Origin of the sequence: Paramagnetospirillum marisnigri (assembly GCF_001650715.1) — a bacterium.
Taxonomy (GTDB): Bacteria; Pseudomonadota; Alphaproteobacteria; order Rhodospirillales; family Magnetospirillaceae; genus Phaeospirillum; species Phaeospirillum marisnigri.
The window spans coordinates 193,732-205,448 of sequence record NZ_LWQT01000055.1 but is presented as its reverse complement, the minus strand read 5'-3'; the positions used below and the strand labels follow the sequence as shown (position 1 = coordinate 205,448).

The following is an 11,717-nucleotide window of genomic DNA, read 5'->3' as shown; positions in this document are numbered from 1 at the left end:
GGGCTCAGATGCCTCCCATGTCCAGCATGCCCCAGACATCGATCACTGGCTTGCCCTTGAGGTCGAGGCCGCGATAGGCGGAATGGGGCGTGCACAGCATCAGCACGTCGCTCTTGTCCAGCACCTCGTCCAGGCCGACCAGATCGGGATCGTCGGTGACGAAGGGATCGGTGGTCAGTACCGTCTTGGCCTTGAGCGTCAGCATCTTCTTCAGCTTATAGGACAGCGAGGCGCGGATATCGTCCACCTCGGCCTTGAAGGCCATGCCCAGCAGGCCGACGGTGCTGCGCTTCAGGTCGAAGCGCTTTTCCGCCTGCTGGATGATGTAGAGGATCAGGCCCTCGTTCACCAGCATGGCCATGTGGCCCAGGCTGAACTGGTTGTTGGAGAAGGCCGCCAGCTGCATGGTGTCCTTGAACAGGCAGGGACCGGCGGAGAAACCCGGGCGCGGCATGTCCTTGGCGCGGGGATAGTCCCGCGTCATGGCGTCGTGGATGGCGTGGTAGTTCACCCCCGCCGAATTGGCGATCATGAAGAACTGGTTGGTGGCGGCGAACTGGATGTAGCGATAGGCGTTGTTGAACAGCTTGGCGAATTCGGCCTCCATGGGCTTCACCCGCACCACATCGCTGGCCAGCAGGCCGAACAGCTTGGCCGCCGCCTCTTCCGCTTCTGGTGTGGTGCCCGAAACGATCTGCGGCATGTTCTGCAGCTCGCGGATGGCGAAGCCCTGCACCACCCGCTCGGGGCAGAAGGCCACCAGCAGCTTGCGGCCCTGTTCCTCCAGGTAATGATGCAGCCAGTCGGTGGTGCCGGGGAACACGGTGGAGCGCAGGATCACCAGCTGGCCGTCCACCAGACGGGGCAGGATAGCGTCGAGACAGGCCTTGACCGCCTTGTGCACCGGATTGAGGTATTCGTCCACCGGGGTGCCGATGGTGATGATCACCGCGCCGGTGGCGGGGATGTCCTCGGGCCGGGATGACATATGGAAGCGGCCCGAGGCCAGGGCGCGATCCAGATAGGGCTGGGCATCGTATTCCAGGGCGGGCATCCGCCCCGAGGCGATGACGTCCAGCGCCGCCTGATTGATATCTTGGACCAGGACCCGCAGTCCCTTGTCGGCGAAGCACAGGGCCAGCGGCAGGCCAACATGCCCCGCGCCCCCGATGACGGTTACATCGATACCGTCCGCAACCTTATTATTGCCCAATGAAATCAATCCTTTGGCACGCCCTGCCCGTCATGGGCCGAAGTGCGGTGCACTTTGGACAGAAGGTCCTTTATTGTCAAGGCGCTCGTCCCCGCGTGCTTGCCTCTCTCCCCGGCTTCGGGCATACAGCCCGCATCCCTTTACTTCCGCGCAAGGATCAAGGCCGTGGCGAAGCGTTTCCTGGTTACCGGCGGCACCGGCTTCATCGGCGCCGCCCTGGTCAAGCGGCTGCTCAAGGACGGCCACTCGGTGCGGGTTCTGGACAATAATTCGCGCGGTGCGCCGCGTCGTCTGGCCGAGGTCGAAGGCGCCTATGAGATGGTGGAGGCCGATATCCGCGACGCGGACGCGGTAGCCAAGGCCATGGCCGGAATCGACTGCTGCTGTCACCTGGCCTATGTCAATGGCACCGAGTTCTTCTACACCAAGCCGGAACTGGTGCTCGACGTGGCGGTGAAGGGCATGGTGGCGGTGTTGGACGCCTGCCGGGCGCAAGGGGTGGGCGATCTGGTGCTGGCGTCTTCCTCCGAGGTCTACCAGACCCCGCCGGTGGTCCCCACCGACGAAAGCGTGCCCATGCTGGTGCCCGATCCCCTCAATCCCCGCTATTCCTATGGCGGCGGCAAGATCATCTGCGAGCTGATGGCCATCAATTACGGCCGCACCGACTTCGACCGCGTCGCCATTTTCCGCCCCCACAACGTCTATGGCGCCGATATGGGCTGGGAACACGTGCTGCCGCAATTCGTGCTGCGCCTGAAGGCGCTGGCGGCGGCCCAGCCCACGGGCGCGCTGCGCTTTCCCATCCAGGGTGACGGCTCCGAGACCCGCAGCTTCAACTATATCGACGACTTCACCGACGGTGTCGCCGCCATCATCGCCAAGGGCGAGCATCTCGGCATCTACCATATCGGCGCCATGGAGGAGATTTCGGTGGCCGATGTGGCCCGCCTTACCGCGCGCCATTTCGGCCGCGAACTGGAACTGGTGCCCGGCCCGCTGCAAAAGGGCGGCACGCCGCGCCGCTGCCCCGATATCGCCAAGCTGTCGGCTTTGGGCTATGCCCCCAAGGTGACGCTGGCCGAGGGCTTGCCCAAGCTGGCGGCGTGGTACGACGCCAACGCCCATCTGGCGCCCGTGAAGGGTTAGACGCGATTTCCGATTTGGCGTAAGAAGGGTGCCATGAAACAGGTCATTCAAAGCGCCAAGTCGGGCAAGCTGGCCTTGCGCGAGGTTCCGGACCCCCGGGTCCGCGCCGGTCATCTGCTGGTCGCGACCAGGGCCTCGCTGATCAGCGCCGGCACCGAGCGCATGGTCATCGACTTCGCCAAGAAAAGCCTGGCGGCCAAGGCCCAGGCCCGGCCCGATCTGGTGCGCAAGGTCATCGACAAGGCCCGGCGCGACGGGGTGATCTCCACCTTCAAGGCGGTGATGGCGCGGCTCGACGAGCCGCTGCCGCTCGGCTATTCCGCCAGCGGCCGGGTGGTGGCGGTGGGAAGCGGGCTGGAAGGCTCGTTCCGGGTTGGCCAAAGGGTGGCGCTGGCCGGGGCCGGGCTGGCCAACCATGCCGAACTCAACGTTGTGCCGCGCAATCTGTGCGCCCCCATTCCCGACGATGTGAGCGACGAGGAAGCCGCCTTCGGCACCTGCGGCGCCATCGCGCTCGCCGGGGTACGGACCGCCTGCGCCCAGTTGGGCGATGTGGTCGCCGTTCTGGGGGTCGGACTGATCGGGCAACTGGCGGTGCAACTGCTGGCGCTTCAGGGCGCCCGGGTCGTCGCCATCGATACCAATCCGCAACGGCTGGCCCTGGCCAAGGCCCTGGGGGCGGAATTGGCGTGGAGCCTGGGCGAGCCCGGCCTGGCCGAGGCGGTTACCGCCCTGTCGGGGGGCCTTGGCTGCGATTCGGTGGTGATCGCGGCGGCCACCGATTCCGCCGATCCGCTGCATCTGGCCGCCGAACTGGCCCGCGACCGCGCCCGGGTGGTGCTGGTGGGCAAGACCGGCACCGAATTCGATTATGCCGCCTATATGAAGAAGGAGCTGACCCTCACCGTGTCGCGCTCCTATGGTCCGGGGCGCTATGACGAGGATTTCGAGGGAAGGGGGATGAAATATCCGCCGGGTTGGGTGCGCTGGACCGAGGCGGAAAACTTGCGCGAATGCGTCCGCCTGATGAGCCCGTCGCTGGCCCGCCGCCTCGACGTCGCCGCGCTGATCAGCCATCGTTTCGATTTCGATCAGGCCGAGGCCGCCTATGCGCTGGTCACCGGCGGGGCCGAGCCCCATCTCGGCGTCATCCTGCGCTACGGCGAGTCCGCGCCCACCGCCCCGCCGCCGGTCTTCGCCGAGCCCAAGGCGGGCACCGGCACATGCGTGCTCGGCGTCATCGGCGCCGGGAATTTCGCCCGCACCGTGCTGCTGCCCGAATTGGCGCGGCTGCCCGGGGTCGAGATGCGCACCCTGTGCACCCAGCGCGGCGCCACCGCCGAGCACGGCCAGAAGACGTTCGGCTTCGCCCATGCGGTCACCGATGCCGAATTGGTGCTGAATGATCCCGCCATCAACGCGGTGCTGGTGGCCACCCGCCACGGCAACCATGCCGAGATGGTGGCGCGGGCCCTTGCCGCCGGGAAATCGGTGCTGGTGGAAAAGCCGCTGGCCCTGGATCGGGCGCAGTTGAATCTGGTGGTGGCGGCGCGCATGGCCTCGGCCGGTTTCTTCACCGTCGGCTTCAACCGCCGCTTCGCGCCGCTGACCTTGAAACTGCGCGACCATCTCGCCCGCCATGCCGGTCCCAAGATGCTGGTGCTGCGGGTCAATGCCGGGGCGCTGCCGCCGGAAAGCTGGGTCAACGCGGCGGAAGAGGGCGGCGGCCGCATTCTGGGCGAGGTCTGCCACTTCGTCGATCTGGCCCGCGCCCTGGCCGGTTCACCCATTCGTGGCGTGCTGGCCGATGCCGCCCGCGTCACCCATGGCGTCTGCGACGACCTGTCGCTCAGCCTGACCTTCGCCGATGGGTCCCTGGCCACCATCATCTATACCGCCCAGGGCGACACCGCCGCCAGCAAGGAACGCTTCGAGTGTTTCGCGGGCGGAACGGTGGCGGTGCTGGACAATTTCCTCAGCCTCGCCATCACTTCGGGGGGCAAGACCCGGGTGGAGAAGACCCTGGGCCAGGACAAGGGCCATCGCGCCGAGTTGGACGCCTTTGTCCGCGCCGTCGCCGGCGGCGGTCCGGCGCCGGTGGACGAGGCGGAACTGCTGGAAACCGGGCTGGCTACCGTGGCGGTGCTGGAGTCCCTGGCCGATGGCCGCCGCGTCGATCTGATGGAGTAGCGCTTGGACAAGGCCCAGGCCTGGATGATCGCCGTCCCCGCCGCCCTGGCCAGTCTGGCGGCGACCGCCGCCGCGACCCGCGGGGTTTTGGCTTGGCTGCGTCACAAGCAGATTCTCGATCATCCCAATGACCGCTCCAGCCACTCGTTGCCCACGCCGCGCGGTGGCGGGCTGGCGGTGACGCCGGTCATGGCCGCCGGGCTGGTGCTGGTGGCCTTCGCCAGCCCCGGCTATGTGGCGGTGCTGGCGGCCGGGGCATTATTGCTGATGGCGCTGTCCTGGGTGGATGATCGCCAGGGACTGCCGCCCGGCCCCCGCCTGGCCCTGCAAGCCGGGGTGATCGCCGCCACCTTGCTGGGGTTGGAGTCCCAGACCCTGGTATTCGGCGGCGCCCTGCCGCTCTGGGCCGATCGCCTGCTGACCGGCTTCGGCTGGCTGTGGTTCGTCAACCTCACCAATTTCATGGACGGCATCGACGGTATCACCGGGGTGGAAACCGCCAGTATCGGCCTCGGCATCGCCCTGGTGGGTGACGGGCTGGAACCCCAGGCCCTGGTGGTGGCGGGGTGCGGCCTCGGCTTCCTGGTGTGGAACTGGCATCCCGCCCGCATTTTCCTGGGCGATTCCGGATCCATCCCGCTGGGCTTCGTCCTGGGCGGGCTGCTGATCCATCTGGCGGGGCGGGGGCATCTGGCCGCCGCCCTGATCCTACCCGGATACTATCTGGCCGATGCCACCATCACCCTGCTGTGGCGCCTGAAGGACGGCGAGAAGATCTGGCAGGCCCATCGCCGCCACTTCTACCAGCGCGCGGTCCAGGGCGGCAAAAGCCATGCCCAGGTTTCCACCGCCATCCTGGGCGGCAATATCTTGTTGATCGCCTGCGCCGCTCTGGCCGAGTGGGCGCAGCCCTGGCTGGGCGCCGCTCTGGCGGTGGCCGTGGTCGGCGGCCTGCTGGCCTTGCTGACCCGGTGGGCGCGGCCATGAAAGTCCTGGTCACCGGCGCCAACGGCTTTGTTGGCCGTCCGCTTTGCCTTCGATTGGCGGAGCTTGACTACAAAGTGGCGGCGGCGGTGCGGCCCGATATTCCCTGTCCCGAGGGCGCCGAGCGGCGCAAGGCCGCCCGTCTGGGTCCCGAGGGCGACTGGATTTCCGCCCTGCTGGGCATGGAGGCGGTGGTGCATCTGGCCGCCCGCGTCCATGTCATGCATGACCAATCCACCGATCCCCTGGCGGAGTTCCGCGCCGCCAATGTGGCCGGGACCCTGCGTCTGGCCGAGCAGGCGGTGGCGGCCGGGCTGCGCCATCTGGTGTTCCTCAGCTCCATCAAGGCCAATGGCGAGGAGACCTTCGGCACTCCCTTCGGGCCAGAGGCCGCCGCCCCGGTGGACCCCTATGGCATCTCCAAGCTGGAGGCCGAGCAGGGGCTGGCCCAATTGGCGCGGCGCACCGGTCTCGCCATCACCGTGCTGCGGCCGCCGCTGGTCTATGGTCCCCATGTGAAGGGCAATTTCCGCTCGCTGATCGGGCTGGTGGACCGGGGCGTGCCGCTGCCGCTGGGGCTGGTGGACAACCGGCGCTCGCTGATCGGCATCGGCAATTTGGTGGATGCCATCCGCGCCGTGCTGGAATCGCCGCCCGCCGCCGGTGCCACCCGGGTCTTCACTCTGGCCGATGGCGAGACCATATCTACCGCTGAACTGGTGCGCCGTCTCGCCGCCGCCCTGGACCGTCCGGCGCGGCTGCTGCCGGTCCCGCCCGCGCTGCTGCGCCTGGGTGGGCGCCTGACCGGCCGTTCGGCGGCGGTGCAGCGCCTGACCGCCTCGCTGGAGGTGAGTTCGGCCGCCATCCGCGACACAATCGGCTGGACAGCGCCCGACGGCCTGGAGTACGGCCTTGAGGCAACCGCCCGCTGGTGGCGGAACAGGGAGAGCCAAGACCCATGAGCTCCGTCATTCCCGTGATCCTGTCCGGCGGCGCCGGCACCCGGCTGTGGCCCCTGTCGCGCGAACTGATGCCCAAGCAGCTGCTGAAGCTGACGGGCGAACGCACTCTGCTGCAGGAGACCGCGCTGCGCCTCGGCCATCCGCCGGTGGTGGTGTGCAATCACGAGCACCGCTTCATCGTCGCCGAGCAACTGCGCGAGGTCGGGCTGGAACCCAGGGCGGTGGTGATCGAGCCGGTGGGACGCAATACCGCCCCGGCGGCGGCGGTGGCGGCGCTGATGCTGGCCGATGCCGATCCGGACGCCCTGATGCTGCTGATGCCGTCCGATCACCTGATCGTCGACACCGAGGCGTTCCGCCGCGCCGTCGAGGCGGCGGTGCCGCTGGCCCAGGGCGGGCGGCTGGTCACCTTCGGCATCCAGCCCACCGGCCCCAATACCGGCTATGGCTATATCAAGGCGGGGCGCCCGCTGGGTGACGGCTTCGAGGTGGAGCGCTTCGTGGAGAAGCCCGACCTCGCCACCGCCCAATCCTATCTCGCCTCGGGGGAATACACCTGGAACAGCGGCATCTTCCTGCTGCCGGTGGGGCTGTTCCTGTCCGAGCTGGAGACCCATGCCCCGGGCATGGCCGATACCTGCCGCGCCGCCCTGGCCAAGGGCCGCTCGGACCTGTTCTTCTTCCGCCTGGATGACGAGACCTTCGCCGGGCTGAAGGGCCAGAGCATCGACTATGCGGTGATGGAGCATTCCACCCAGGTGGCGGTGGTGCCCGTCGACATGGGCTGGTCGGATATCGGCTCGTGGTCGGCGCTGTGGCAGGAATCCACCCGCGACGCCTCGGGCAATGTCATCAAGGGCGACGTCCTGGCCATCGACAGCAGTGATTGCTATCTGCGCAGCCATGATCATCTGGTGGCGACGGTGGGCGTACACGATCTGGTGGTGATCGCTACCGATGACGCGGTGCTGGTGGCCGACAAGTCCCGCGACCAGGAGGTCAAGGCGGTGGTCGAGGCCCTGAAGCGGGAAGGCCGTCCCGAGGCCACCCAGGGCAGCCGGGGCTGGCGTCCCTGGGGCTGGTTCCAGACCATCGAGCAGGGCGAGCGCTTCAAGGTCAAGCACATCCATGTCGATCCGGGTGCGAAACTATCCCTGCAAAAGCACTGGCATCGCTCGGAGCATTGGGTGGTGGTGCGGGGCACCGCCGTGGTGACCTGCGGCGACACGTCCTTCGTGCTCCGCGAGAACGAATCCACCTTCATTCCGGCGGGGACGCCGCATCGGCTGGAAAATCCCGGCAAGGTGCCGTTGCGCCTGATCGAGGTGCAGTCGGGCGAATATGTGGGCGAGGATGATATCGTGCGCCTGGAGGACGCCTACGGGCGATAGGCCTATCCCGCCGCCTTGTCCTTGTCCTTGCTTTCCCGGTGGGCGAGGTAGTCGCTCAACTCCTTGACCCTGGCGTGCCATTCCCGTTCCTCCTCCATCTCGCGGTGGCGGATTTCTGGAATCTCGCGCGCCTGGCGCAGATAGCGGATGGTGTAGGGGATATGGGCCTCGCGCTCGATCTCGTTGCGCCCCAGATTGGTGCCGAAGCTCTCCAGGAACTGGGTCGAGACCCGGGGGAAGACCCGGTGACAGGCCAGGACCATGAAATCCACCCAGTCCGGCGGGAAGCGGTTGAAGGCGCTCAGCAATCCGTCGCGGAAAGCACCGTCGCGGGCCTTCTGCTGGAAGATGCGGGGGTCCTTTTCCTGCTCGTAGAGGTCGTGGCAGATGCGCCACGAGCGGTTCAGGCTGTTCCACCAGTCATTGGCGGGGTCCAGCAGCGACTTGAAGACCTCGATCTCGCGATTGCCGATCTTGGGGATGTCGTAAACCATGGGATCCGATGGCAGCAGCATGTCGCGCAGCGCCCGGGTGGAATCCTTGACCTGGAAGACCTTCTGGCCGTCCTTCTTGGTTTCGACCAGTTTCAGGTCATCCCAGGCCTGGGTCCAGCCCTGCAGGATGCATTGTTCCAGGCCACGGGTGACGTGTTCCCAGAAGCTGTCGGTATCCTCCTCGGCCCAGGCGAAGCTGGTGGCGAGGACGCGAATCTGGCGGCTTTCCCAGATCACCGGAATGATGAACTTGCCGATGGCCTGATGGAACTTCTCGGCGAATTCCGGCGAGGCCAGGAAGAAGGTGGGGAGTTCCAGCTTCAGCGCCGGGTTATGGCGTTGGAAGAACACCAGCACCTTGTCCACCCGGCGGCAGATGGTGGCCTCGACGAATTTCTCGAAGGTCTCGAACCCCTTGGTGGGGGGCGGTAGCTCGGGGATGACGTATTCGATCCGCTTCAGCAGATGGGCCAGATTGGGCGGCAGCTCGTATTCGATATCCTTGTGGCGGGCTTCCATGCGGGCACGCCGCTCGGCGGCCAGCTCGGCCTCGCTGGGCTGGGCCATGCCCATCTGCAACTCGGCCGCCGGGGCCGGTGACGGCGCCTTCTTGGGGATCAAGGCCTTGAACTTCATGTCCTGCTTCAGGATATGGTCGATCAGCCACTCGTTCAGGACTTTGATCAGCACCTGGCCGCAGGTCTTGCGGGCCTCGTCATTGGGGGCCGCCTTGAATTTGTCGTGCAAAAGCCGGGTCTTCATGGACAGGGCTTCGTGCAGCTTCTTATGGGACTCGGCCTCGGGATATTTGATGGCGAGCTGCACCGCTTCCTCGCGCGCGAAGTGGTCGCGCACATAAGCCATCAGATCGTCGATCACCGCCGACACCTGGGGCCAGGCCTCGCGGCTGACCCATTCCTCGGCGAGATTCAGCAGTTCGATCAGCTTCTTGTGATCCGCGTCGAGGGCTGGCGAGCCCACGGACATGGCATCGCGCCATGTAATCATCTAAGCCCCTCCCGGTCCGCCCATGCCGATCAAAAGGCATAATCCATTCAGATTGCGAGTCAGAGCGGTTATGTCAACACCCAAACAAGGGATATACTACCGATGCACTGATAAGATCGTGCCGGCCAGATAAAGGCTGCCGCAGATCAGGATGCGGGCGGGGCCGGGCACCACTCGGAGCAGTTGGTGAACGGCATCGGCCGCGTCGGCGGCCGGTCGGGCGTCCAGGCAGAAATGGCGGGTGGCGGCGCCAGCGGCGTCCTCGGCCGACAGCGAGGCGTCCTCGCCCGGAATGGCGATACCGCGCAGCGCATGGAAGCGGGGCGCCAGCGGTTCCATATATCCATCCACATCCTTGGTGGACAGCATGCCGAACACGGCGGCCAGGGGCTTGTCCCGCCAATTGCGGGTATGCTGGGCCAGGGCTTCGGCGGCATGGGGATTGTGACCGCCATCCAGCCATAGTTCCCAGCCCTCGGGCAGCAGCTCCACCAGCGGTCCGGCGCTCAGCCGTTGCAGCCGGGCGGGCCAGTCGATGGAGCGCAGGCCCATGCCCAGGGCGGCGTCGGGAAAGTCGGGAAAGACCGGCGGCACGTTCAGTCGCGACAGGCGTTCCACCGCCGCCAGGGCCAGGGCGGCGTTGCGCGACTGGAAACCGCCCGCCAGATTGGGGGCGGGCAGCGACCATTCCACCGATTTGCCGCGATAGATCAGGCCGCCATCGGGGCGGGTGCGGACGAAGAAATCCTCACCCTCCTTGTAAAGCGGCACGCCCAGCTCGCCGGAGCGGGCCTCGAGCACCTTGACCACCTTGCGACCTTGCTTGGCGATGACGCAGGGCACGCCCCGCTTCATGATCCCCGCCTTCTCGGCGGCGATGGATTCGATGCGGCCACCCAGGAAGTTCTGGTGGTCCATGGCGATGGGGGTCAGCACCGTCAGGGCGGGCCGCGCGACTACATTGGTGGCGTCCAGCCGTCCCCCCAGCCCGGTTTCCAGGATGCAGAGATCGGCCGGAGCCCGGGCGAAGGCCAGCAGGGCGGCCGCCGTGGTGATCTCGAAGAAGGTGACGGGCTGGCCGCCATTGGCGGCCTCCACCTCTTCGAGCAGCGCCAGCAGCTCCGGATCGGTGGGCAGGACGCCGTTGACCCGGATACGCTCGGCGAAGCGCACCAGATGGGGCGAGGTATAGACATGGACGCGCAGGCCCGCCGCCTCGGCCAGGGCCCGCAGGGTGGCGACGGTGGAGCCCTTGCCGTTGGTTCCGGCCACATGCACCACCGGCGGCAGCCGGTCCTGGGGATTGCCCAGGGCGTCGAGCAGGCGCGACACCCGGTCCAGGGACAGGTCGATGACCTTGGGATGCAGCCGGGTCAGGCGCTCCAGGATGGAATCGATCAATCCTCGTCCACCGCGTCGGGGGTGTCGATGGGCAGCGCCACCAATTCCCCGGCGGGTGCCCGGTTTTTCAGCAGCGACAGGATGCGCACCAGGGTGGCGCGCAGGTCGCGGCGCGGCACCACCATGTCGATCATGCCGTGTTCCAGCAGGTATTCCGCCTTCTGGAAGCCCTCGGGCAGCTTTTCGCGGATGGTGGATTCGATGACGCGGGCCCCGGCGAAGCCGATCACCGCGCCGGGCTCGGCGAGGGCGATATCGCCCAGCATGGCGAAGCTGGCCGAGACGCCGCCGGTGGTGGGATCGGTCAGCAGCACGATATAGGGCAGGCGGCGTTCCTTGACCTTGTCCACCGCCACGGTGGTGCGGGCCATCTGCATCAGCGACAGGATGCCTTCCTGCATGCGCGCCCCGCCCGAGGCGGGCACCACGATCAGCGGCGCGTCCTGCAACACCGCCAGTTCGGCGGCGGCGACGATGCCCTCGCCCACGGCGATGCCCATGGAGCCGCCCTGGAAGTCGAAATTGAAGGCGGCGACCACCACGTTCATGCCACCCATCTTGCCATGGGCGACCACGATGGCGTCATGCTCGCCGGTCTTGGAGCGGGTGTCCTTCAGCCGGTCGGTATAGCGCTTCTGGTCCTTGAACTTCAGCGGGTCGTCGGCGACCTTGGGCAGCTCGATGCGCTGGTAATGGCCCTCGTCGAACAGCATGCCCAGGCGCTTCTTCACCGACAGGCGCATGTGATGGCCGCAGTGCTGGCAGACATTCAACGCCTTTTCCAGGTCGCGGTGGAAGATCATGTGACCGCAGCCCGGGCATTTGTGCCACAGATTGTCGGGCACTTCCTTCTGGGTCACCAGCCCCTTCAGCTTTTCCTTCAGCGAGGGACGGACGAAGTTGGTCAGCCAGTTCATGAGCAATT

9 protein-coding genes are annotated in these 11,717 nt (G+C 66.8%); 5 read left to right on the top strand and 4 right to left on the bottom strand.

Annotated elements, in window-relative coordinates:
* Window positions 1–4: 4 nt before the first annotated feature.
* The gene (locus A6A04_RS10875; RefSeq protein WP_082914845.1) at window positions 5–1,213 is read right to left on the bottom strand and encodes a nucleotide sugar dehydrogenase; all 1,209 of its coding nucleotides are present in this window, start codon (window positions 1,211–1,213) and stop codon (window positions 5–7) included.
* Window positions 1,214–1,378: 165 nt separating this feature from the next.
* Here A6A04_RS10875 and A6A04_RS10870 point away from each other — a divergent pair, with 165 nt between their 5' ends.
* Genes A6A04_RS10870 through A6A04_RS10850 form a run of 5 tightly spaced genes read left to right on the top strand, consistent with a single transcriptional unit; the run spans window position 1,379 to window position 7,889 of the window.
* Window positions 1,379–2,362 (top strand): NAD-dependent epimerase/dehydratase family protein, encoded by a 984-nt coding sequence (locus A6A04_RS10870; protein ID WP_068492713.1) that lies wholly within the window; start codon window positions 1,379–1,381, stop codon window positions 2,360–2,362.
* A gap of 33 nt (window positions 2,363–2,395) precedes the next feature.
* The gene (locus A6A04_RS10865; protein WP_068492711.1) at window positions 2,396–4,552 is read left to right on the top strand and encodes a bi-domain-containing oxidoreductase; all 2,157 of its coding nucleotides are present in this window, start codon (window positions 2,396–2,398) and stop codon (window positions 4,550–4,552) included.
* A gap of 3 nt (window positions 4,553–4,555) precedes the next feature.
* On the top strand, window positions 4,556–5,539 hold the full coding sequence (locus A6A04_RS10860; RefSeq protein ID WP_245651164.1) for an MraY family glycosyltransferase: 984 nt from the start codon (window positions 4,556–4,558) through the stop codon (window positions 5,537–5,539).
* Window positions 5,536–6,498: a UDP-glucose 4-epimerase family protein gene (locus tag A6A04_RS10855; protein ID WP_068492902.1), complete on the top strand. Its 963-nt coding sequence runs from the start codon at window positions 5,536–5,538 to the stop codon at window positions 6,496–6,498. The genes A6A04_RS10860 and A6A04_RS10855 overlap by 4 nt, the downstream gene beginning before the upstream one ends.
* Window positions 6,495–7,889 (top strand): mannose-1-phosphate guanylyltransferase/mannose-6-phosphate isomerase, encoded by a 1,395-nt coding sequence (locus A6A04_RS10850; protein WP_068492709.1) that lies wholly within the window; start codon window positions 6,495–6,497, stop codon window positions 7,887–7,889. The genes A6A04_RS10855 and A6A04_RS10850 overlap by 4 nt, the downstream gene beginning before the upstream one ends.
* A 2-nt stretch (window positions 7,890–7,891) precedes the next feature.
* Here the strand turns inward: A6A04_RS10850 and A6A04_RS10845 are convergent, their stop codons facing one another.
* From A6A04_RS10845 to accD, 3 genes are all read right to left on the bottom strand, one after another.
* Window positions 7,892–9,391 carry a bacteriohemerythrin gene (locus tag A6A04_RS10845; RefSeq protein WP_068492707.1) on the bottom strand — a complete coding sequence of 500 codons (1,500 nt, stop codon included), beginning with the start codon at window positions 9,389–9,391 and terminating at the stop codon, window positions 7,892–7,894.
* Between the two features lie 96 nt (window positions 9,392–9,487).
* Window positions 9,488–10,792, bottom strand: coding sequence for a bifunctional folylpolyglutamate synthase/dihydrofolate synthase (locus tag A6A04_RS10840; protein ID WP_068492705.1), 1,305 nt, complete (start codon window positions 10,790–10,792; stop codon window positions 9,488–9,490).
* On the bottom strand, window positions 10,789–11,709 hold the full coding sequence (gene accD, locus A6A04_RS10835) for an acetyl-CoA carboxylase, carboxyltransferase subunit beta (RefSeq protein ID WP_068492703.1): 921 nt from the start codon (window positions 11,707–11,709) through the stop codon (window positions 10,789–10,791). Before accD ends, A6A04_RS10840 begins: the two co-directional genes overlap by 4 nt.
* Between the last annotated feature and the right edge of the window lie 8 nt (window positions 11,710–11,717).

What these genes read in the sequence shown, in the direction of transcription:
- A6A04_RS10850 (WP_068492709.1), top strand. Translation starts at nt 6,495, where the DNA reads ATGAGCTCCGTCATTCCCGTGATCCTGTCCGGCGGCGCCGGCACCCGG.
- A6A04_RS10855 (WP_068492902.1), top strand. Translation starts at nt 5,536, where the DNA reads ATGAAAGTCCTGGTCACCGGCGCCAACGGCTTTGTTGGCCGTCCGCTT.
- A6A04_RS10845 (WP_068492707.1), bottom strand. Translation starts at nt 9,391, where the DNA reads ATGATTACATGGCGCGATGCCATGTCCGTGGGCTCGCCAGCCCTCGAC.
- A6A04_RS10865 (WP_068492711.1), top strand. Translation starts at nt 2,396, where the DNA reads ATGAAACAGGTCATTCAAAGCGCCAAGTCGGGCAAGCTGGCCTTGCGC.
- accD (WP_068492703.1), bottom strand. Translation starts at nt 11,709, where the DNA reads ATGAACTGGCTGACCAACTTCGTCCGTCCCTCGCTGAAGGAAAAGCTG.